General features: G+C 73.4%; 21 protein-coding genes. 17 read left to right on the top strand and 4 right to left on the bottom strand.

Going from position 1 to position 21,297, the window contains the following annotated elements:
• Positions 1-389 precede the first annotated feature (389 nt).
• Together AC156L_RS32935 and AC156L_RS32930 are read right to left on the bottom strand one after the other, a co-directional pair.
• The gene (locus tag AC156L_RS32935) at positions 390-848 is read right to left on the bottom strand and encodes a P-loop nucleotide/nucleoside kinase family protein (protein WP_330875644.1); all 459 of its coding nucleotides are present in this window, start codon (positions 846-848) and stop codon (positions 390-392) included.
• The gene (locus AC156L_RS32930) at positions 849-2,069 is read right to left on the bottom strand and encodes an SGNH/GDSL hydrolase family protein (RefSeq protein WP_330875645.1); all 1,221 of its coding nucleotides are present in this window, start codon (positions 2,067-2,069) and stop codon (positions 849-851) included. It lies immediately after the preceding gene.
• Positions 2,070-2,176: 107 nt separating this feature from the next.
• Between AC156L_RS32930 and AC156L_RS32925 the strand changes: the two genes are divergently transcribed.
• The 4 genes from AC156L_RS32925 to AC156L_RS32910 all read left to right on the top strand — a co-directional run bounded on the left by AC156L_RS32925 (position 2,177) and on the right by AC156L_RS32910 (position 7,877).
• Positions 2,177-4,177 carry a primosomal protein N' gene (locus tag AC156L_RS32925; protein WP_330875646.1) on the top strand — a complete coding sequence of 667 codons (2,001 nt, stop codon included), beginning with the start codon at positions 2,177-2,179 and terminating at the stop codon, positions 4,175-4,177.
• 29 nt (positions 4,178-4,206) lie between these two features.
• Positions 4,207-5,979 (top strand): gamma-glutamyltransferase, encoded by a 1,773-nt coding sequence (gene ggt, locus AC156L_RS32920; RefSeq protein ID WP_414719857.1) that lies wholly within the window; start codon positions 4,207-4,209, stop codon positions 5,977-5,979.
• Positions 5,980-6,579: 600 nt separating this feature from the next.
• Entirely contained in the window at positions 6,580-7,071 is a 492-nt protein-coding gene (locus tag AC156L_RS32915) for a SigE family RNA polymerase sigma factor (protein ID WP_330875647.1), read from the top strand.
• A complete protein-coding gene (locus AC156L_RS32910; protein ID WP_330875648.1) occupies positions 7,068-7,877 on the top strand; it encodes a hypothetical protein in 810 nt (269 codons plus the stop codon). The genes AC156L_RS32915 and AC156L_RS32910 overlap by 4 nt, the downstream gene beginning before the upstream one ends.
• A gap of 85 nt (positions 7,878-7,962) precedes the next feature.
• Here AC156L_RS32910 and AC156L_RS32905 read toward each other — a convergent pair whose 3' ends face one another.
• Positions 7,963-8,499 (bottom strand): GNAT family N-acetyltransferase, encoded by a 537-nt coding sequence (locus tag AC156L_RS32905; RefSeq protein WP_330875649.1) that lies wholly within the window; start codon positions 8,497-8,499, stop codon positions 7,963-7,965.
• Between the two features lie 17 nt (positions 8,500-8,516).
• Here AC156L_RS32905 and AC156L_RS32900 point away from each other — a divergent pair, with 17 nt between their 5' ends.
• From AC156L_RS32900 to AC156L_RS32870, 7 genes are all read left to right on the top strand, one after another.
• Positions 8,517-9,080 (top strand): helix-turn-helix domain-containing protein, encoded by a 564-nt coding sequence (locus AC156L_RS32900; RefSeq protein WP_330875650.1) that lies wholly within the window; start codon positions 8,517-8,519, stop codon positions 9,078-9,080.
• A gap of 267 nt (positions 9,081-9,347) precedes the next feature.
• Positions 9,348-9,494, top strand: coding sequence for a hypothetical protein (locus tag AC156L_RS32895; protein ID WP_330875651.1), 147 nt, complete (start codon positions 9,348-9,350; stop codon positions 9,492-9,494).
• A gap of 49 nt (positions 9,495-9,543) precedes the next feature.
• Positions 9,544-10,089: a peptide deformylase gene (gene def, locus AC156L_RS32890; RefSeq protein ID WP_330875652.1), complete on the top strand. Its 546-nt coding sequence runs from the start codon at positions 9,544-9,546 to the stop codon at positions 10,087-10,089.
• 2 nt (positions 10,090-10,091) lie between these two features.
• Positions 10,092-11,039 (top strand): methionyl-tRNA formyltransferase, encoded by a 948-nt coding sequence (gene fmt, locus AC156L_RS32885; protein WP_330875653.1) that lies wholly within the window; start codon positions 10,092-10,094, stop codon positions 11,037-11,039.
• Complete coding sequence (locus tag AC156L_RS32880) at positions 11,036-12,481, top strand: RsmB/NOP family class I SAM-dependent RNA methyltransferase (RefSeq protein ID WP_330875654.1); 1,446 nt, start codon at positions 11,036-11,038, stop codon at positions 12,479-12,481. Before fmt ends, AC156L_RS32880 begins: the two co-directional genes overlap by 4 nt.
• Positions 12,482-12,503: 22 nt before the next feature.
• The gene (locus AC156L_RS32875) at positions 12,504-13,007 is read left to right on the top strand and encodes a flavoprotein (RefSeq protein WP_330875655.1); all 504 of its coding nucleotides are present in this window, start codon (positions 12,504-12,506) and stop codon (positions 13,005-13,007) included.
• A 155-nt stretch (positions 13,008-13,162) separates the two neighbouring features.
• Complete coding sequence (locus tag AC156L_RS32870; RefSeq protein ID WP_330875656.1) at positions 13,163-15,610, top strand: helix-turn-helix transcriptional regulator; 2,448 nt, start codon at positions 13,163-13,165, stop codon at positions 15,608-15,610.
• Between the two features lie 204 nt (positions 15,611-15,814).
• Here the strand turns inward: AC156L_RS32870 and AC156L_RS32865 are convergent, their stop codons facing one another.
• Positions 15,815-16,492, bottom strand: coding sequence for an SDR family NAD(P)-dependent oxidoreductase (locus AC156L_RS32865; RefSeq protein WP_330875657.1), 678 nt, complete (start codon positions 16,490-16,492; stop codon positions 15,815-15,817).
• A gap of 201 nt (positions 16,493-16,693) precedes the next feature.
• Between AC156L_RS32865 and rpe the strand changes: the two genes are divergently transcribed.
• From rpe to AC156L_RS32835, 6 genes are read left to right on the top strand one after another with little or no spacing between them, the layout of a single operon-like run.
• Positions 16,694-17,353, top strand: coding sequence for a ribulose-phosphate 3-epimerase (rpe, locus tag AC156L_RS32860; protein WP_330875719.1), 660 nt, complete (start codon positions 16,694-16,696; stop codon positions 17,351-17,353).
• Complete coding sequence (gene ribD / locus AC156L_RS32855) at positions 17,353-18,360, top strand: bifunctional diaminohydroxyphosphoribosylaminopyrimidine deaminase/5-amino-6-(5-phosphoribosylamino)uracil reductase RibD (RefSeq protein WP_330875658.1); 1,008 nt, start codon at positions 17,353-17,355, stop codon at positions 18,358-18,360. Before rpe ends, ribD begins: the two co-directional genes overlap by 1 nt.
• A 9-nt stretch (positions 18,361-18,369) precedes the next feature.
• Positions 18,370-19,011: a riboflavin synthase gene (locus tag AC156L_RS32850; RefSeq protein WP_330875659.1), complete on the top strand. Its 642-nt coding sequence runs from the start codon at positions 18,370-18,372 to the stop codon at positions 19,009-19,011.
• The gene (locus AC156L_RS32845; protein ID WP_330875660.1) at positions 19,008-20,273 is read left to right on the top strand and encodes a bifunctional 3,4-dihydroxy-2-butanone-4-phosphate synthase/GTP cyclohydrolase II; all 1,266 of its coding nucleotides are present in this window, start codon (positions 19,008-19,010) and stop codon (positions 20,271-20,273) included. The genes AC156L_RS32850 and AC156L_RS32845 overlap by 4 nt, the downstream gene beginning before the upstream one ends.
• 37 nt (positions 20,274-20,310) lie before the next feature.
• Positions 20,311-20,808 carry a 6,7-dimethyl-8-ribityllumazine synthase gene (ribH, locus tag AC156L_RS32840; protein WP_330875661.1) on the top strand — a complete coding sequence of 166 codons (498 nt, stop codon included), beginning with the start codon at positions 20,311-20,313 and terminating at the stop codon, positions 20,806-20,808.
• A 2-nt stretch (positions 20,809-20,810) separates the two neighbouring features.
• Positions 20,811-21,254 (top strand): PH domain-containing protein, encoded by a 444-nt coding sequence (locus AC156L_RS32835; RefSeq protein WP_414719860.1) that lies wholly within the window; start codon positions 20,811-20,813, stop codon positions 21,252-21,254.
• Positions 21,255-21,297: the final 43 nt, after the last annotated feature.

The following is a 21,297-nucleotide window of genomic DNA, read 5'->3' as shown; positions in this document are numbered from 1 at the left end:
ACCTGACCAACCTGATCGCTGGACGAGTTGACGAACCTGATCGGGCCCTGCGCGACTGGACCAACCGGCCTCGCTGAGCTTGCCGACCGGCTGCCTCATCTGGCCGAGCATGGCGGGTCCAGCCAGCGAGGCGCAGCCGGCGTGGCTGAACCTGTCGCCTGGTGCAACCGACGTGACCCGTCCTGACTGGCTTCAGCCAATGCCAGTAGCCCAGTCGAGCCAGCCAGCCGAGCCGAGTCTGACCCAACCCAACCCAACCCAACTCAACCCAGCACAGCCGAGCCGAGCCGTCAGGTTTCTCAGACCGTTCGGCTACTCAGGTCAACCCGCCGACCGTCAGCCAGCGGCCCCAGGGCAGCCGCGGCCCGATACCGCCCCTCCTCCCACACTCACTCCCGGACAGGGTCGAACAGGGCGATCTCAGCCGCGTCCGGTGGTTCGAACTGGGTCGTGTAGTGCTCCAGCATCGACCGCGTGATCGGCACCATCCCCGGTTGGTCGTTGCGCACCTCCAGCCGTCGCACCAGCTCCTCGAACGGCACGTCCAGGAACCGCAGCTCCACGCTCGCACCCAGCGCCCTGCCCTCCCGCAACACCACCTCCCGCTCCGCGCGCGACCAGAAGCCGTTCTCCAGCACCACCGTCACCCCCTGCACCAGCAGGGCCCGCGCGTGGCGCCAGAACACCGCCTCCAGGGCGGCGCGGAAGCGCTCGTCGAACAGGTCGACCCCGAGTGCGGCCATCCACTCGTCCGGGCACAGGCGGATGGCGGGCAGTTCCGCCGCCAGCTTCCTCGCCAGCGTCGTCTTGCCCGCCCCCGGCAGGCCGCACAGCACGATCAGGCGCATCTACAGCGCTCTCAGGTCCACCGCCGCGGCCATGGCGCGGTAGCCCGCGTCGTTGGGGTGCACGTGGTCACCGCTGTCGTACGCGGGCAGCAGAGCGCGCGGGTCGGCGGGGTCGGCCAGTGCGCGGTCGAAGTCGACCACGGCGTCGTACTCGCCGGACGTGCGGATCCACGCGTTCACCTCCGAGCGCACCGCCTCGATGCGCTCGCCGTAGGTGGCGAACCCCTTCACGGGCAGCAGCGTCGCGCCGACGACCCGCACACCCCGCGCGTGGGCCTGCCGGATGAGGGTGCGGTGGCCCGCGATCACCTCGGCGGCGGTCACCTCCGGGTTCGGGACGAAGCACTCGAACTCGACGTCGCTGGAGATGATGTCGTTGATGCCCTCCAGCACGACCACCGTGCGGACGTCCGGTCTGCCCAGCACGTCGCGCGTGAAGCGCTTCGTCGCGGACTCCCCGAAGCAGGGCGAGTCGTTGAGCACGCGGTTGCCGCCGATGCCCTCGTTGAGGACGCCGAACCGGCCGCGCAGCCGCTCGGCCAGCTCGTCGGGGTAGCGGTTGTCGGCGTCGACCGTCGACCCCACGCCGTCGGTGATGGAGTCGCCGAACGCCACGACCGTGCCACGTCTCGGCGAGGTGTCCAGCACGTCGACGCCCGTCAGGAAGTACCACGAGCGGGTGGTCTCGGTGAACGCGGCGGCCGACGTGTCGGACAGGTGCTCGCCCGACGCCCGGAAACTGGTCGCGAGGGCACTCGCGTGGAACGTCGCGGGGCCGGTCGGTCTCGCGAAGTGCAGCGTCACCGCCACCTCGTCGAGCGGACCGACGGGCAGGGCGGCCGCGTCGCTCACGATCTCGCGCCCCGCCGGGATCTCCACGCCCGCGCGGTGCCCGAAGGTCAGGCGCCGCACCGACCCCGGCCGCACCGCGCCCCCGTCGGCGGCACGGGCGATCGTCGCCCCCGTGAGCGACACCGGGCCGCTGTGCACAGTGGACAGTCGTACTCGGAGCAGCGGGCCGCCCGCGGTGACGCGGACCACCTGCCGGACGCTCTGGTCCGCGAAGCCCTCCCGCGACCAGTTCGGCTCGAAGCCCGCGACCGGCGCCTGGGGCGACGCCCCCCAGCCGCCAGCCCACCGCGCCTCGGCGGCCGAGGCGGCCGAAGGTGCGCTCATCAGCAACGATGTCGTGGCGACCAGCGCCACCGCGGTGCGTTTCACGTCCTTACCCCCGTTGGTTCGCGAGTTCTGAGGACAAGGTAGCGGCGGGGTCCGACAATTCCGGTCCGAGCGCTTTCCTGTCGTACTCCTCTGGTAGACCAAAGGGCATGGCGAGCAAAGCGACGACGAGGCGTGGTGAACGCACCCCCGCCGAGGTGCTGCCGGTCGCGCGCGTCTGTGTGGACGTCCCGCTCGCGCACCTGGACCGGGCGTTCGACTACCAGGTGTCGGCGGACCAGGCCGAGGCCGCGGTTCCGGGGTGCCGCGTGCGGGTGCGGTTCGCCGGTCAGCTCGTCGACGGGTTCCTCCTCGAACGGGTGGAGGGTTCGGAGTACGGGAAGAAGCTGACGTACCTGGAACGGGTGACGTCCCCGGAACCGGTGCTGTCGCCGGAGGTGGCGGAGCTGGCCCGCGTGGTCGCGGACCGGTTCGCGGGCACGCTGATCGACGTGCTGCGGATGGCGATCCCGCCGAGGCACGCCAGAGCGGAGGGGCAGCCGTCGCCGGAACCGGCCCCGCCGCCCGAGGTGCCGGTGGCGGCCGGGTGGACGCGGTACCCGTTCGGGCCCAACCTGCTCGACGCGCTGCTCTCCGGTCGGACGGCGCGCGCGGTGTGGCAGGCGCTGCCCGCCGAGGACTGGCCCGCGCGGCTGGCCGAGGCGGCGGCGACGGTCGCGAGCACCGGCAAGGGCGTGCTGCTGGTCGTGCCCGACCACCGCGACGTGGCGCGGTTGCGAGCGGCGTGCGCGGCGCTGGTGGGGGAGACCGGTGTGGTGACGCTGTCGGCCGACCTGGGGCCGTCCGAGCGGTACAAGAGGTGGCTCGCCGTGCGGCGCGGCTCGGTCCGGGTCGTCATCGGCACCAGGGCGGCGGCGTTCGCGCCCGTCGCGGACCTCGGCCTGGTCGTGGTGTGGGACGACGGCGACGACCTGCACTCCGAACCGAGGATGCCGTACCCGAACGTGCGGGACGTGCTGGTGCAGCGCGCCCACCTCACGGGGGCCGCGTTCCTGGTGGGCGGGTTCGCGCGCACGGCGGAGGCGCAGCTGCTCGTGGAGAGCGGGTGGGCGCACGAGGTGGTCGCGGCGCGCGAGACGCTGCGCACGGCTGCGCCGAGGGTCGCCGCCGTCGGCGACAGCGACTGGCAGGAGGTCAAGGACGCGGCGGCGCGGTCGGCCCGGCTGCCGTCGATCGCGTTCGACGCCGCGCGCGCCGCGCTGGCGGCCAGCGCTCCGGTGCTGATCCAGGTGCCGCGCCGCGGGTACGTGCCCGCGCTGGCGTGCGGGAGCTGCCGCGCGCCCACCCGGTGCCGGCGCTGCGCGGGCCCGCTGGCGCTGCCCGGCGGGTCGGACGACGGACTGCCGCGTCCGCCGTACTGCCGCTGGTGCGGGGCGACCGAGGCCGCCTACCGGTGTCCGGCGTGCGGTTCGCGCAAGCTGCGCGCGCAGATCGTCGGCGCCAGGAGAACGGCCGAGGAGCTGGGCCGCGCGTTCGCCGGCGTGCCGGTGCGGACGTCGGGCGGCGACGAGGTGCTGGCGTCGGTGACCGGCAAACCCGCGCTGGTCGTCGCGACACCGGGGGCCGAGCCGGTCGCCGAAGGCGGGTACGGAGCCGTGCTGCTGCTGGACGGCTGGTCGCTGCTCGGCCGCGCGGACCTGCGCGCCGCGGAGGAGGCGCTGCGCCGGTGGATGGCCGCCGCCGCGCTGGCGAAACCCGGTGTCGAGGGCGGGAGGGTCGTGGTCATCGCCGAGTCCGCGCTGGCGCCCGTGCAGGCGCTGGTCCGCTGGGACCCGGTGTGGCACGCCCGGCAGGAACTGGCCGCGCGCACCGAACTGGGGTTCCCGCCCGCGGTGCGGATGGCCACGGTCGACGGCTCGCCGGACGCGGTCGCGGCCCTGCTGGACGAGCTGCGGCTACCCCCGAGCGGGGAGGTGCTCGGGCCGGTGCCGCTGGACGAGGAGGGCACGAAGGAGCGCGCGCTGGTTCGGGTTTCCCGTGCCGAGGGGCGTGCGTTGGCCGCCGTGTTGACGGAAGCTCTTGGGGTGCGCAGCGCACGCAAGGACCCCGACCCCGTGCGCGTGAAGCTCGATCCGCTGGAGGTGCTGTGACCGTGTCACCCTCGGGTACGAAGAGGCCCGTGATCCGTGTGATCGCGTGTGCTCTCGTCGCGTCCACCGTTCTGCTGCCGGGCACCGCGCGGGCGAGCCAGGCCCCGCCGAGAGCACCCGAGGCCACCGGCTGGGGCGGTGCGGTGTCCAGCATCGATCCCGACGCCTCGCAGGTGGGCATCGACGTGCTGCGCCGCGGCGGCAACGCGGTCGACGCCGCCGTGGCCACCGCCGCCGCGCTCGGCGTGACCGACCCGTTCTCCGCTGGCATCGGCGGCGGCGGCTTCTTCGTCCACTACGACGCCCGCACCCGCCAGGTGTCCACCGTGGATGGTCGCGAGACCGCGCCCGCGTCCGCCACCGACGGGCTGTTCGTGGAGAACGGGGCCGCGATCCCGTTCGACCAGGCCGTGACCAGCGGGCTGTCCGTCGGCGTGCCCGGCACGCCCAGGACGTGGCAGGAAGCCCTGAAGCGGTGGGGCACGCTCTCGCTGCGCGAGGCGATCAGCCCGGCCGAGCGGATCGCGCGCGAGGGCTTCACGGTCGACGCGACCTTCGCCACGCAGATCACGAACAACGCCGCTCGCTTCGCGGACTTCCCGTCGACCAGGGAGCTGTACCTGCCGCGGGGCGCGGCGCCCGCGGTCGGCTCGCGCTTCCGCAACCCCGACCTCGCGGACACCTACCGCGAGATGGGCCGCCGCGGCGTGGACGCGTTCTACCGAGGCGAGATCGGCGCCGACCTGGTCGAGACCGTCCGCACACCCCCGGTCGACCCGGCTTCGACGCGGGTCGTGCGTCCCGGCGACCTGACCAGGTCCGACCTCGCGCGCTACACCGCGCCGCTGCGCGAACCCAGCCGCACGAGCTACCGGGGCCTCGACGTCTACGGGATGGCGCCGCCGTCGTCCGGCGGCACGACCGTCGGCGAGGCGTTGAACATCCTGGAGGGCGTCGACGTCGGCTCCCTCACCCCGACCCAGTACCTGCACCGGTTCATCGAGGCCAGCAGGCTGTCGTTCGCCGACCGCAACCGCTGGGTGGGCGACCCGGCGTTCGTCGACGTGCCCACCCGCGAACTGCTGTCGCAGCGCTTCGCCGACAGCCGCGCCTGCCTCATCGCGCCGGACAAGGTCCTGACGAGCCCGGTCGCTCCCGGCGACCCGCGCAATCCCGCCGCGTGCGCCACCGTCGGCGCCGCCGCGCCGACGCCGTACGAGGGCGAGCACACCACCCACCTGACGACCGCCGACCGGTGGGGCAACGTCGTGGCGTACACGCTGACGATCGAGCAGGAGGGCGGCAGCGGCATCGTCGTGCCGGGTCGCGGGTTCCTGCTCAACAACGAGCTGACCGACTTCTCGTTCACCCCGGTCACGCCCGGCGTACCCGACCCGAACCTGCCGGGACCGGGCAAGAGGCCGCGCTCGTCGATGGCGCCGACCATCGTGCTCGACCACGGCAAGGCCGTGCTGGCGGTGGGATCGCCGGGTGGCGCGAGCATCATCACGACGGTGTTGCAGGTGCTGGTCGGACAGGTCGACCGGGACCTGCCGCTGGTGCGGGCCATCGCCGCGCCGAGGGCTTCACAGCGCAACGCCGCGTCCACGCAGGCCGAGGCCGCGTTCCTGGGGACGCCGGAGGCCGCGGCGCTCCAGGCGCTGGGGCACCGGTTCACGTCCACGACGGAGATCGGGGCGGCGACCGGGGTGGAGTTGTTGCGCGATGGCCGGTGGAGGGCTGCCGCTGAGACGACTCGGAGGGGTGGAGGGGCTGCGAGGGTGGTGTTTCCGACGAAGTGAGGGTGGGGCTTGGTCAGGCCGTGGTGGGCCGGGTGGTGGGGGAGGACTCGGCTGCGGCTCTGGCTGGCTGAGTGCCGCTGGGTGGGGCGCCGCTGGGTGAGGCACTGCCGCGTGGGTGGTGACGGCTGGCTGGCTGGCGTGATGGTTGCCGGAGCGGTGGTGGCTGATCATCTCCAGCGGCGGATTCCAGCCGCCTGTGCCCAGGCCGCATCTGAGCCTCTTGGGCAGCACGGTGGTGACCTGCTCCGGGGCACGACGGTGCTGTGAGCCAGGGTCTTCGAGCTCAGTTCCCACCCCGCCCCCGATCCCCAGCGCCCTCATGGTCGGCCGTGCCGTGTCAAGGCATCTTTCCCGCCTTGACGCGGTGCGTCCGGCCATGGAGACCATCGCGCAAGCGGGGGGAGGTCCAGTGGTCGCAAAACGGCTCCCCACGGCAGCGGACCAGCAGCAGGCCACCGATCCCGGCACGGGCTCGGCGCTCCCGACAGCCGTCGACAGACCGAGCGCGCAGACCGAGCGCGCAGACCGAATGCAACGTATGAGGTCACTTCCGCATTAGGGGTGCGGAATCGAGGTCTGGTCGACGATCGGGAGTGGCCGATGGAGTTCGCTGAATACGTGGCAAGGCAGCGTCCCGCGCTGATGCGGTTCGCCACGGTCCTGACCTGCCGGACCTGGCTGGCCGAGGACCTGGTGAGCGATGTGCTGGGTCGGGCGTTCGAGCGCTGGGACCGGATCTCGGTGATGGCCGAGCCGAACGCCTACGTGCGGCGGATGGTCGTCAACGAGTACCTGTCCTGGCGCAGGAGGCTGACCCGTACGTCCCCGCGCGCCGAGGTCGAGCCGATGGTGATCTCGGACGGCGCGACCGAGCGGGCCGAGCGGGACGAGATGGTTCGCCGTCTCGCGGGTCTGCCCAGGAAGCAGCGCGCGGCCGTGGTGCTGCGCTACTACGCGGGCCTGTCCGACAAGGAGATCGCCACACAGCTGGGGTGCCGGGAACCGACCGTGCGCAGCCAGATCCACCGCGCGCTCAACGCTCTGCGCATCGACCTCACCGCCAGCGCCCCCAACTTCCAGGAGACCTCATGAGTGACCTGCGGACCCTCCACGACGCCTTCGCCGAGCTGGAGCGGCGCGCCGACGCCGCGGCCGCGGGTACGGCTACGGGTACGGCCCCGGTCGTGCGACCGCGGCGGGCCGTGCGGCTGGTGCCCGTCGCGGCCACCGTCGTCGCGGTGGCGGCCCTGGTCGCGGGTGCGGTGTGGCTGGTGCCGGGCGATCCCGGCTCGCACGTCGCAGGCCCGCAGTCCCCGTCGTCGCCCGCACCGACCACGACCACGACCACGGCGCGCGGCCCGGTCCCCGCGACGCCGGAAGACCTGATCGCCCGGTTCAGGGTGGTGCTCGGCGACACCGCGACGTTCGAGGTGGTCAAGGGGGTCACCGTGCCACCCCCGTCCTCGGCGAACCCCGCGCAACCGGGGACGGGATCGGCCGTGGCACCGCAGCGGGAGGACGCGAACGCCCCCACCAGCGCGTTCATCGACGGGACCCTGACCTCCGCGGGCGTCACCGGGGGCTTCAGCCTGACGATCTACCCCGGCGACTCCGAGCCCGACGTGTGGTGCGACTACTCCCGCATGGAGGTCTGCGACGTCAGCACGCTGCCCGACGGCTCCCGGCTGGCGACCGGGACCGCGAGGCGGTTTCCCGGCTCGGTGTCGTACCTGGCGTGCCTCAAGCGGCCCGACGGCACGATGGTGCTCATGCACGTCGGCAACCAGGAGGACCCCAGGGGCGCCGAGATCAACTCGCCGGGCGGTGCGATCTACGCGCCGAGGCCGCCGGTGACCCTCGACCAGATGAAGGCGATCGTCGCCTCCGACAGGTGGTGACGAGGTTGCGGGGTGGCCCGCCACCGGACGTCGAACGACGGGCCACCCCCGCGCGGGCGACGGCCGCGCCACCGCACGTGCCTGGTCACACTCGTCGGGACGGGAGGCTTCGTTGCAGCAGCACGGTGTCCAGGGTCTTCCCGTGCTTCACGCCCACGCCTGTCAGGCGGCCCGCTTCGACGAAGCCGCAGCGTTGGTGCAGGCGTTCCGAGGCCGCGTTGCCGTTGTCCGCCACGACGGCGATGATCTCGCGGATGCCCGCCGCCCCGCACCGGTCGACCAGGCTGGTCAGCAGCACCGTGCCCAGGCCCCGGCCCGCGGCCGAGGGGGCCAGGTAGATGGTGCTCTCGGCGGTGTAGCGGTAGGCCGTCTTGGTCTTCCAGGGTGAGCAGTACGCCATGCCGACCACCTCTCCCCCCACCTCGGCGGTGAGGAACGGCAGGCCGCGCGCCGTCAGGTCGGTGAGCCTGGCCTGCCACTCCGCCGCGTCGGGGGCGGTTTCGGCGAACGTGACGGTGGTGTTGTCCACGTAGTCGGCGTAGATCGCGGCAATCGCGGGCAGGTCGTCGGCGCGGGTGTCGCGGACCCGCTGATCGGCCACAATTTCCTCTATAGTGCTCACCATTCTACTATAGCGTCATGTTTGACCTGGATGAACTCGCCCGGCGGATCCAGCGGCTCCGGGCCGAGCGCGGGCACACCCTGTCCGCGCTGGCCACGCGGTGCTCGGTGAGCGTGAGCATGCTGTCCGCGGTCGAGCGGGCGGAGAAGGCGCCGACCGTCGTGGTCCTGGCGCGGATCGCGGACGGGCTGGGGGTGCCGTTGGTGTCGTTGCTGGAGGACGACGAGGAGCGGCGGTTCGTGGTTCGGCGCCGTGCGGAGCAGGAGCGGTCGACCCACCCCGGCGGGTGGGAGAAGACCGTGGTGTCGCCGGTGGTGGCCGGGGTCAACTTCGAGCTGGTGCGGGTGGTGCTGCCCGTCGGTTGTGACGCGGGCGGGTTCCCGGCCTACGCGCGCGGTTCGCACGAGTACGTGGTGGTCGAGACCGGGACGCTGCGGTTGACGGTCGGCGAGCGGGTGGTCGGCCTCGGAGCGGGCGATTCCGCCTACTTCGAGGCCGACCAGGAGCACGGGTTCGCCAACGCGGGCGGCGAGCCGTGCGTCTACCACGTGGCCGCGCTGATCATGCGGCCACGGGGGTGACCAACAGGCCCGGCGACGATCCCCGCCCGGCCCGACTCGTGGCCGGACGGGTGAACACGAGCGAGCCGGTGGTGCCCGCGAGGGTCGTCACGCCGCTCCCCGCCGGCTGGTCCGCTCCAGCCTCGTGGTCGGTGGGTGCCCACCGCCCGGCCGGGTGGCACGTCCGGGCCTACGACCAGGGGATGACGGCAGGGCGCTACTCCGAGTGGACGCGGGCGCACCCCCGCGCGGGTGATCCTGGGACCACCGAACGAAGAGGAGCCCGCCATGGTCACCACCACGATCGCCACGCCGCACACGCCCGCCGCCGTCACCGCGGCGGGCCGCGGCATCGTCAACGCCGCCCGTTTCGCGGGCCACTTCCTGCTCGCGCTGGTCGGCGTCGTGTTCCTGGGCACGGGCCTCGACCACTGAACCCGACGACTCTCCTAGACTGGTCGTCTGCCCAGTGCGAGGAGAGTGCGTGACCGTCCAACCCATCCGGCTGTTCGGCGACCCGGTGCTGCGGACACCCGCCGCCGAGGTCACCGACTTCGACGCCGAGCTGCGCACCCTGGTCAAGGACCTGTGGGACACGATGAGCGAGGCGGGCGGCGCCGGTCTGGCCGCACCGCAGCTGGGTGTCGGCCTGCGGGTGTTCACCTACCACGTCGACGGTTTCGCCGGACACCTGATCAACCCCACCTGGACCGTCGTCGGCGACGAGTTCCAGGACGGCCCCGAGGGCTGCCTGTCCATCCCGGAGATGCACTGGGACTGCCGCCGCCACCTGAACGTCGTGGCCAGGGGCTGGAACATGCACGGCGAGCCGGTGGTCGTCGAGGGCACGAACACGCTGGCCCGCTGCATCCAGCACGAGACCGACCACCTGGACGGCGTGCTGTTCCTGGACCGGCTCGACGCCGAGACCCGCAAGCAGGCGATGCGGGAGATCCGGCAGGCCGAGTGGTTCGACGGCGGGGTCCCCGTCCTGAAGCAGAGCCCGCACCCGCTCTTCGGGGGTAGGTAGTCGTGCGGTTGGTCTTCGCGGGCACACCGGAACCGGCGCTGCCGTCCCTCCGCGCCTTCATCGAGTCGCCGAACCACGAGGTCGTCGCGGTCGTCACCCGCCCGGACGCCCCCGCGGGCCGCGGTCGCCACCTCGAACGGTCGCCGGTCGGCGCGCTGGCCGACGAGCACGGCATCGAGGTGCTCACGCCCGCCAAGGCGAGCGACCCCGACTTCCTGCGCAGGCTCGCGGAGCTGGCGCCCGACGCGTGCCCCGTGGTCGCGTACGGCGCGCTGCTGCCCCAGGCCGCGCTGGACATCCCCACCCACGGATGGGTGAACCTGCACTTCTCGCTGCTGCCCGCCTGGCGCGGCGCGGCCCCCGTGCAGGCGGCCGTCCGCAACGGCGACGACATCGTCGGCGCGTCCACGTTCCGCATCGTCAAGCCGCTCGACGCGGGCCCGGTGTTCGGCACGATCACCGAGGAGGCCCGCCCCCGCGACACCGCCGGTGAGCTGCTGGCCCGGTTCGCCGAACGCGGCGCGCGGCTGCTGCTGGCCACCATCGACGGTATCGAGGACGGGACGCTGCGCCCGGTCGAGCAGCCGTCCGAGGGCGTCAGCTACGCCCCCAAGATCACCGTCGAGGACGCCCGGCTGGACTTCACCGCGCCCGCCGCGGCGGTCGACCGGCTGGCGCGCGCGGTCACGCCCGATCCGGGAGCCTGGGCCGAGTTCCGGGGCGAACGCCTCAAGCTCGGGCCCGTGACGCCCGTCGTCGTCGAGGAGGGCCAGGAGCCTCGGGAGAAGCTGGCTCCGGGAGAACTCCTGGTGCAGCGCAAGCAGGTGCTCGTCGGCACCGCCACCACACCGGTGGCGCTGGGCGACGTCCAGGCACCTGGCAAGAAGCGAATGGCCGCGACCGACTGGGCGCGCGGCGTCCGGGTCGAGGCAGGGGAGCGGATCTCATGAACGGCAATTCCTCCTCCCGACCCTCGCGGCCGTCCCGGCCGCGCAAGCCCGCGCCGCCGCGCAGGCGCGTGGGCCCGGAGCGCCCTCCCGTCGAGGACCCGGCCCGCCTGGCCGCGCTGGACACGCTGCGCGCGGTCCGCCAGCGCGACGCCTACGCGAACCTCGTGCTGCCGAAGCTGCTGCGCGAGCGGCGGATCACCGGCCGCGACGCGGCGCTGGCCACCGAACTGGCGTACGGCTCGGCGCGCGCGCAGGGCCTGCTGGACGCGGTGATCGGGGCGTGCTCCGACCGGCCGCTGTCCGATGTGGACGGGCTGCTGCTCGACGCGCTGCGCCTGGGCGCGTACCAGCTGCTGCGCACCAGGATCCCGGCGCACGCCGCCGTGGCGTCCACTGTGGACCTGGTCCGCGCGGGCCAGGGCTCCGGTGCGGCGGGCTTCGTCAACGCCGTCCTGCGCCGCGTCACCGAGCAGGACGAGGCGTCCTGGGTCGACGAGCTGGCCCCGGACCCGGATTCCGACCCGATCGGCCACGTCGCCCTCGCCAACGCGCACCCGCGCTGGATCGCGCAAGCGTTCGCGGAGGCCCTGGGCAGCCGCGACGAGCCGCTGCGCGACGCCCTGGCCGCGGACGACACCCGTCCCGAGGTGCACCTGGCCGCACGGCCGGGCGAGGTCAGCGCGGAGGAACTGGCCGCGATGACGGGCGGCGAGGTCGCCCCGTACTCGCCCTACGGCGTGCACCTGGAGTCCGGCTCCGGCGACCCCGGCGACCTCGACCCGCTGCGGGAGCACCTCGCCGTCGTGCAGGACGAGGGCAGCCAGCTCTGCGCGATCGCGCTGACGAACGTGCCGGTCGAGGGCACCGACGAGCGCTGGCTCGACCTGTGCGCGGGCCCCGGCGGCAAGGCCGTGATGCTCGGCGCGCTGGCCGCGTTGAACGGCGGCGCGCTGGACGCCGTCGAACTGGCCCCGCACCGCGCCGAGCTGGTGCGCAAGGCGACCAAGGGCCTCCCGATCACCGTCCACGTCGGCGACGCCCGCGAGACCGACCTGCCCGAGGGCGGCTTCGACCGCGTGCTCGTCGACGCGCCGTGCACCGGGCTGGGCGCGCTGCGCCGCAGGCCGGAGGCTCGGTGGCGGCGGCAGCCGTCGGACGTCGCGCCGCTGACCCGGTTGCAGCGCGAGCTGCTGACCAAGGCGCTGAAGCTGGTCCGGCCCGGCGGTGTCGTGGCGTACGTCGTGTGCTCGCCGCACCTGTCCGAGACGGTCGGCATCGTCGCGGACGTGGCCCGGCGGACCGGCGCGGAGCGGTTGGACACCAAGGAGTTCTTCCCCGGCGTCCCGCACCTGGCCGACCCGCACAACGTCCAGCTCTGGCCGCACCTGCACGGCACCGACGCGATGTTCTGCGCTCTGCTGCGGCGGCCGGCCGAGGCATGAGGAGCAGCGTGAGCGGCACCCGGTGAACGGCGGGGTGCTGGGTCTGGTCACCTCGGGCGCCGGTGGGGTCGAGCGGTGGTTCCGCACCGGCCTCGCCGCGCCCGCGGCCGACCGCGGCTGGCGGCTCGCCGTCACGCTCACGCCGACGGCCGCCCGCTGGCTCGACGAGGCGGGCGAGCTGGACCCGCTGGGGGCGCTGACGGACCTGCCGGTGCGCTGGACGTCCCGGCTGCCCGGTGAGCCCAAGCCGCACCCGCCACCGGACTGCTTCGTGTTCGCGCCCGCCACGGCGAACTCCGTGGCCAAGCTCGCGCTGGGCATCTCGGACAACCAGGCGCTGACCGTGCTCTGCGAGGCGCTGGGGACGCCGGACGTGCCGGTGATCGTGCAGCCGCAGTCGAACGAGGCCCAGCGGCGGCACCCGGCGTGGACCGGGCACCTGGAAACCCTGCGGAACGCCGGGGTGCTGGTCGTGCCCGAGGGCGGGCCGGAGCCGGTGCTGGCCGAACTCGACCGCTGGCGATGATCTTGCCCGGAGCCGCTCCCGCCGGGTCGCACCTGCTCTGACCGGGCCGTTCGGCCATTAGAAGTATTCATTCCACGCGAATTGACAGGCGCCGGACGGGCGTTGCACGCTGCACCGTGTCGATGGTCTCCGGGCGTGCGCGTGAATGGGGTTCGGTGCGCCGCTTTCTGCTGGCGGCGGGCTCCGGAGCCGGTGGTCTGCTCGTCCTGGACGGCCCGCCCGTGTCCGGCAAGACCCTCCTGCTGCACGAGGCCGTGCGCGTCGCCCGCGACCAGGACCTGCCCGTCGTGCTCGTCACGGCGACCTCCGGTGACCTGTTCGGCGGGTCGACCGACGCCGCCGAGGCGCTCGTCGCGGACCACCCGCTGCTGATCGCCGTCGACCACGCCCACCTCGACCCTGCGGGCGTGCTCGCGCTGCTGCCGAAGCTGAGCGGCACACCGCTGGCCGTGCTGATGGCGGTGAACGGCGCCACGGCGGGCACCGAGGCGCAGCGGGCCCTCGCGGCCCGCGCCGAGGTCGTCGTGCTGGGGCCGGTGGACGACGAGGCCGTCGACGAGATCGCCCGCGGGCTGCTCGGCGCGACCCCGCACGCCGACCTGCGCGCGCTCATCGCGGGAGCGGGCGGCAACCCGAGGCTGGTCACCGAGCTGATCGAGGGCCTGCGCGAGGAGGGCCAGCTGGAGCTGCGCGGCGGTGTCGCGCACGTGCGCGGCGGCTGGCTGCCGCAGCGGGTCGCGGCCCTCGTGCGCGACCGCGTCGACCTGCTGTCCGCCAAGGCGACGCAGCTGCTGCGGGTCGCCGCCGTCGTCGGCCGGTCGTTCCTGCTGCACGACGTCGCCACCATGATGAGCGAGACCACTGCCTCGCTGCTGCTGGCCGTGGACGAGGTCCTCCAGTCCGGTCTGCTCGTGCCCGCGCACGAGCGGCTGGAGTTCCCCAGCGACCTCGTGCGGCGCGCCGTCGTCGAGTCGATCCCGCGCTCGATCCTGCACGCGCTGCGCCACGACGTCGCCGTGCTGCGCCCGCCGTTCGCCGTCGAACCGACCGCGCACGCGCCGCTGCCGGGTGAGGTGGGCGGCGACGTCGTGCAGGGCGTGCGCACGCTCGCGGCGAGCGGCAGGCTCGGGTCGGCCATCGCGCTGGCGCGGGAGACGTTGGCGCAGCGCGTGCCCCCCACCGTCGCGGCGGAGCTGCACTGCGTGCTCGCGGGCATCCTGCTGGCCGACGGACGCCCCGGCGACGCGGTCGTGGAGACCGACCACGCGCTGACCATCCCGTCGGTGACCGGACCGCTGCGCAGGCTGTCCGCGGCGGGGCGGTTGCTGTCGCTGTACTTCGCGACCGGCAGCCGGGTCCGCGAGCACGCCCTGTCGCTGCTGACCGTCCGCGACCGGGACGCCGGCGACGCCGACGCCGTCATGGCCGCGACGGTGCACTCCTGCCTGGAGTGGAACGCCGGGAACCTCGCCGAGGGCGTCTACTGGGGGCGCGAGTCCACGAAGTGGCTGCCCACCGGGCCGTCGGCGTGGTGGTTCTCGCACACGCCCGTGGCCTACGCGCTGAAGCTGGCCGCGCTGGGGGAGTTCGACGAGGCCGAGGAACTGGTGGCGGGTGACGGGCCGGTCACCGACGACGCGGTCACCAGCGGTGCGCGGGCGGCCCGGCTGATCGCCCGGTCGCGGGTGCTCGTGCAGGCCGGGCGGTTGGCCGAGGCGCACTCGGCCGCTCGGGCCGGGTTGGCGCTGGCGCACGACCGCGGGCTGAGGTTGTTGGTGCCGTTGGCCTCCACGGTGCTGGGGACGGTGGCGATCTACCGCGGCGAGTACGAGGTGGCCGCCGAGCACGTGCGGCGGTACCGGGGTGACCTGGCCGGGGGGGAGGCGGTGCTGCACTCCGGGCAGTACGACTGGGTGGAGCTGCTGCTCGCCCACGCCTCCGGGGGGCCCGCGCGGGCCGTCGGGTTGGCTCGGGAGCGGGTGGCGGAGCGGAACTCGTTGCGGCGCATGGTGATCGAGGAGCCCGGTGCCGCTCCCTGGTTGGTGCGGCTGGGGTTGGCGGTGGGGGACAGCCGGATGGTGGCCGCCGTGCTGGTGGCCGCGGACGACCTCGCCGCGAACAACCCCGGCTACGGGTCGGTGTCGGTGTCCGCCGCTCACGCGCACGCGCTGGCGGATCGGGACGTGGAGGGGTTGCTGGTCGCCGCGGGGCGGCACCGGCATCCGTGGGCGAAGGCGTGCGCGAACGCGGATCTCGTCGCGCTGCACGGGGAGCGGGGGGAGGACGGCGGCCCCCACCTGGAGGTGGCGTGTCGGATCCTCGGGCAGATGGGGGCCGATGGGGAGATCGGCCGGTTGATGGCACGGCCCGTGGAGGGGGTCGGGGCCGGGGGCGCACGGGAGTGGCGGCGGTTGTCGGAGCCCGAGCGGGACATCGCGTTGTTGGTGGGGGCCGGGTTGACCAACCGGCAGGTGGCGAAGCAGTTGTTCCTGTCGCCCCACACGGTGAACTACCACCTGCGGGGGATCTTCCGGAAGTTGGGGATCAACTCTCGGGTGGAGCTGGCTCGGATGGCGCACGAGGAGGCTTCGTCGAGGTCTTGACGGGTGGCGGGGTGGGTCTGGGTGTCGCCCTGGCTGCGTGCGTCCCGTTGGGCGGGCGGGTGGCTGGGCTGGTTGCGTTGCCGCGCTTGGGGGTGGTGGGGCGGAGGGCTTGGGCGCGTTGCCTTGCGACCTGGAGCCCGGTCGTGGTGCCTGAGCACCCCCAGTGCTCAGGCACCCCCTACCGCCTGCGGGTTCGGCGGGAGGTCAGGCGCCCACGGCTGTGCCGTCGGCGTGGTGGGCCAGCGCTGCCAGGACGGCCGCCGTCACCGAGGTGGCGTGCGCGTTCTGGTCCGCCACCGAGCGGAGCACCGGGGTTTCCGGGCGGGTCGGGGTGATGACCGTGCAGTGGACGCCGTGGCGGGTGATCTCGGCCGCCAGGCCGTTGGCGTAGGTGGTGGCCGCTGCCTTGGACGCCGCGTAGGCGGTGAAGCCCGGCTGGTGGGGCGGCAGGGTCGTCGCGACGGTGACGATGGAGCCGCGCCCGCGCGGGACCATGCGGGAGGCCGCCGCGCGGCTCAGGTGGAAGACCGAGTGGGTGTTGATGGCGAAGCTCTGCGCCCAGTCGTCGTCGGTGAGGCCGGTGGCGCCGCCGGTGCGGAGCAGGTCCGCCGCGTTCACGGCGATGTCCACGGGGCCGACCTCGCGTTCCACCTGGTCGACCAGGGCCTCGACGGCGGGACCCGAGGTGATGTCCACCTGCCTGCCCGCCACGCGCAGGCCCTCGTGCTGGAGGCGTTCGACCAGGTCGCAGAGGGCGCGGCCGTCCCGGTCCACGGCTGTCACGACGGCACCGCGAGCCGCCAGCGCGGCGACCACCTCGGCTCCGACGGCGCCGCACGCGCCGGTCACCACCGCGGTCTTGCCGTCGAACTGCCGGTTCATCGCTGCCACTCCCAGATCGAACCCCCGCCCCGACGGTATGCGCCCCGGTACTCGGGTGGAACTACCTGCGTGAGTAGTGCGTCCGACGCGATGTCTTCGCAGCTCAGGGCTTTGTGGACATTGTTACCGCACAAACGAGTAGTCCGGGCCCGCGCGGTGGGGCGGCGGTACCTAGACTCCTGTTCCGTGGTCCACCAGCCGATGATCGCCCCCAGCATCCTGTCCGCCGACTTCGCCCACCTCGCCCGCGAGGCCGCGGCCGTCACCGGAGCGGACTGGCTGCACGTCGACGTGATGGACGCGCACTTCGTGCCGAACCTGACGCTGGGGCTGCCGGTGGTGAAGTCGCTGCTCAAGGCGACGGACATCCCGCTGGACTGCCACCTCATGATCGACGATCCGGACAGGTGGGCGATCGGCTACGCCGAGGCGGGCGCGCACAACGTGACCGTGCACGTCGAAGCGGCGGCCGACCCGGTCCAGCTCGCGAAGGACCTGCGCGCGGCGGGCTCCAAGGCCGGGCTGTCGATCAAGCCCGGCACGCCGCTGGAACCGTACGTCGAGGTGCTCAAGCACTACGACACGCTGCTGGTGATGTCCGTCGAGCCCGGTTTCGGCGGGCAGTCGTTCATGGCCGAGGTGCTGGACAAGGTGCGCACCGCGCGCAGGCTGGTCGACACCGGCCACCTGCGGCTGGTCGTCGAGATCGACGGCGGCATCAACTCCGACACCATCGCCGCCGCCGCGGAGGCCGGTGTCGACTGCTTCGTCGCGGGCTCGGCCGTCTACGACGCCGAGGACCCCGGCCGCGCGGTGGAGGCGCTGCGCGCGCTCGCCGCCGCGAACTCGACCCGCTCCTGATGCTCGACGAGGCGATGAGGCGCGCCATCGCCGCGAGCGAGCTGGTCAGGGGAACGACCAGCCCCAACCCGCCGGTCGGCGCCGTCGTCCTCGACCGCGACGGCGAGGTGGTCGGCGTCGGCGCGACGCAGCCGCCCGGCGGTCCGCACGCCGAGGTCGTGGCGCTCGCCGAAGCCGGTGGACGGGCACGCGGCGGCACGGCCGTCGTGACGCTCGAACCGTGCTCGCACCACGGCCGCACGCCGCCCTGCACGGGTGCGCTGCTCGCCGCGGGCGTGGCGCGCGTCCGGTACGCGGTGGCGGACCCGAACCCGAAGGCCGCCGGGGGTGGCGCGGTGCTGCGGGCGGCCGGGGTCGACGCCGAGGGCGGGCTGCTGGCCGTGGAGGTCGAGCGCGGACCGCTGCGCGCGTGGCTGCACTTCGCCCGCACCGGCCGCCCGCACGTCACGTGGAAGTACGCCTCGACGCTGGACGGCAGGGTCGCCGCCGCCGACCGCACGAGCCGGTGGATCAGCTCCGAGGAGTCGCGGGCGCAGGTGCACCTGCTGCGCACCCGGATCGATGCGATCATGGTCGGCACGGGCACCGTGCGCGCCGACGACCCCAGCCTGACCGCGCGGGGAATCCCGGAGGCCCGCCAGCCGTTGCGGGTGGTGGTGGGCGAGGGCGACCTGCCGCCGGGCGCGAAGGTGTCCGACGGCGGGGCCGAGACGCTGCACGTGCGCACGCACGACCCGGACGAGGTGCTCGCCGAGCTGGCGGCGCGCGGCGTCGTGGACGTGCTGCTCGAAGGCGGCCCGACGCTCGCCGGGGCGTTCGTCGCCGCGGGCCGGGTCGACCGGGTGTTGACCTACGTCGCGCCGAAGCTCCTGGGCGCGGGTCCGGTGGCGTTGGGCGATGCTGGGGTGGCGACCATCACCGACGCTGTCGGGTTGGTGGTCGAAGAGGTCAGTATGTGCGGGCCGGACGTGCGGATCTCCGCCGTTCCGGTGGGGTTGGACGGCTGAGGAGGAACGGTGTTCACCGGGATCGTTGAAGAGCTGGGCGAGGTTGTGGGGGTGACCGACCTGCCCGACGCCGCACGGCTGACCGTTCGAGGTCCGCTGGTGACGAGCGATGCCAAGCACGGCGACTCCATCGCGGTCAACGGGGTGTGCCTCACCGTCGTGGAGGTCGTCGACGGCGCCTTCACCGCGGACGTGATGCGCGAGACCCTCGTGCGCAGCAGCCTCGCCAAGGTGGCCACGGGCGACCGGGTCAACCTGGAGCGCGCCGCCGCGGTCGGCCAGCGGCTGGGCGGGCACATCGTGCAGGGCCACGTCGACGGCACCGGGACGGTGCTGGCGCGCGAGGCCACCGAGCACTGGGAGATCGTCCACATCGGACTGCCGCCGTCGCTGGCGCGGTACGTCGTGGAGAAGGGCTCCATCACGGTCGACGGCGTGTCGCTGACCGTCGTGACCGTCACCGACGACGAGTTCACGGTGAGCCTGATCCCCACGACGCTGGAGCTGACCACGCTCGGCAGGCGCGGCCCCGGTGACGCGGTCAACCTGGAGGTGGACGTGCTCGCGAAGTACGTCGAGCGCCTCACGATGCCGCACCTGCGCCACACTGGGGTCACGGACAGCGCCGAAGAGGGGGTGACCCGCTCGTGAGGGACTTCTCCGACATCGAGCAGGCGATCAAGGACATCGCGGACGGCAAGGCCGTGGTGGTCGTGGACGACGAGGACCGCGAGAACGAGGGCGACCTGGTGTTCGCGGCCGAGATGGCCACGCCGGAACTCGTCGCGTTCGTCATGACCGAGTGCCGCGGCCTGCTGTGCACGCCGATGGAGCCCGAGGCGCTGGACCGCCTGGAGATCGGCCAGATGGTCTCCCACAACACCGAGCGCATGGGCACCGCGTTCACCGTCTCCGTCGACGCCCGCGAAGGCGTCACGACCGGCATCTCGGCCGCCGACCGGGCGCTGACGATCCGCACGCTGGCAGACCCCGCGACGACCGCGTACGACGTGGTCCGCCCAGGTCACGTCTTCCCGCTGCGCGCCAGGGAGGGCGGCGTGCTGCGCCGCCCCGGCCACACCGAGGCCGCCGTCGACCTGGCCCGCCTCGCGGGCCTGCACCCGGCGGGCGCGATCTGCGAGATCGCCAACGCCGACGGCACCATGGCCCGCATGCCCGACCTGCGCGTGTTCGCCGAGAAGCACGGCCTGACGCTCATCTCGATCGTCGACCTCGTCGCCTACCGCCGCAGCCACGAGACCCAGGTGACGCGGGTCGCCGAGGCCCGCATCCCGACCGCGCACGGCACCTTCACCGCCGTCGGCTACGACAGCCTGCTCGACGGCATCGAGCACGTCGCGCTGGTCAACGGCGAGATCGGCGACGGCGAGGACGTGCTGGTCAGGGTGCACTCCGAGTGCCTGACCGGCGACATCTTCGGCTCGCTGCGCTGCGACTGCGGTCCGCAGCTCGACGCGGCCCTGGAGGCCGTCTCCGCGCAGGGCCGCGGCGTCGTGCTCTACATGCGCGGCCACGAGGGCCGCGGCATCGGCCTGATGCACAAGCTCCAGGCCTACCAGTTGCAGGACCAGGGCGCGGACACCGTCGACGCCAACCTCCAGCAGGGCCTGCCCGCCGACGCCCGCGACTACGGCACCGGCGCCCAGATCCTCGCGGACCTGGGCATCAAGTCCATGCGGCTGCTGACGAACAACCCGGCCAAGAGGGTCGGCCTGGAGGGCTACGGGCTGCGCGTGATCGACCGCGTGCCGCTGCCCATCTCGCCGAACCCGGAGAACCTGCGGTACCTGCGCACCAAGCGCGACCGCATGGGCCACGAGCTGCACCAGCTGGAGCAGTACGAGGCACAGGGCACCGACGGCGTCGTGGTGAGCGCGGAGAGCGCCGAATGAGCGGGCAGCACCGGATGAGCGAGCTGGGGGGCAGGGCATGAGCGGCGAGGGTCGTCCGGACATCGAGGTCCCGAGGAGCGAGGGCCTGCGGCTGGCGGTCGTCGCTACCCGGTGGCACGCCAGGATCACCGACAACCTGCTGGCGCGCGCCCTGGAGGCCGCCGCCAAGGCCGGTGTCGAGGACCCGACGGTGGTGCGGGTCGCGGGTGCCGTCGAGCTGCCCGTCGTGGTGCAGGCGCTCGCCCGCGACCACGACGCCGTGGTCGCGCTGGGCGTCGTCATCCGCGGTGGCACCCCCCACTTCGAGTACGTGTGCGACGCCGTGACGGCGGGTTTGACGCGCGTGGCCCTGGACGAATCGACTCCGGTCGGGAACGGTGTGCTCACCTGCGACACCGAGGAGCAGGCGCTCGCCCGTGCCGGCTTCCCGGACTCGGTCGAGGACAAGGGCGTGGAGGCGACGTCCGCCGCCCTGGACACCGCGCTGGTGCTCCAGGACCTGCGGCGGACGAAGGCGGAACGGGAGATCCGGTGAGCGTGGCCGTGGCCAAGACGGTGGAGTTCCGACCCAAGCGCATCCGCAAGGTCACCGTCGTGTGCGCGGTCGGGCTCGTGGCCGTGTTCACCGCGGTCGGGCTGCTGCTCGGCGACACGCCGACCGGGGTGATCTTCCGGGTGTCCGACCAGATCGCGATGGTGTGCCTGGGGGTGCTCCTGGCGTGCGGCGTGCTGCTGCTCGGCAGGCCGCGGGTGCGCGCCGACGCCGAGGGCGTCGAGGTGCGCAACGTGGTCACGGCCAGCCGGTACTCGTGGCAGGACGTCCTGCACGTGAGCTTCCCGGACGGGGCTTCGTGGGCGAGGCTGGAACTGCCCGACGACGAGTACGTCTCGGTCATGGCCGTGCAGGCCGTCGACCGCGAGCACGCGGTCGCCGCGGTACGGGCACTGCGGGAGTTGCACAAGGCCGCCACAGCACGGTGAGGGTTGTGAGCTGGAGGTGTTCGAACGGTTGAGGGGTTGGCGG

It is taken from the genome of Umezawaea sp. (genome assembly GCF_057122925.1).
This window is presented reverse-complemented; position numbering and strand designations above follow the sequence as displayed.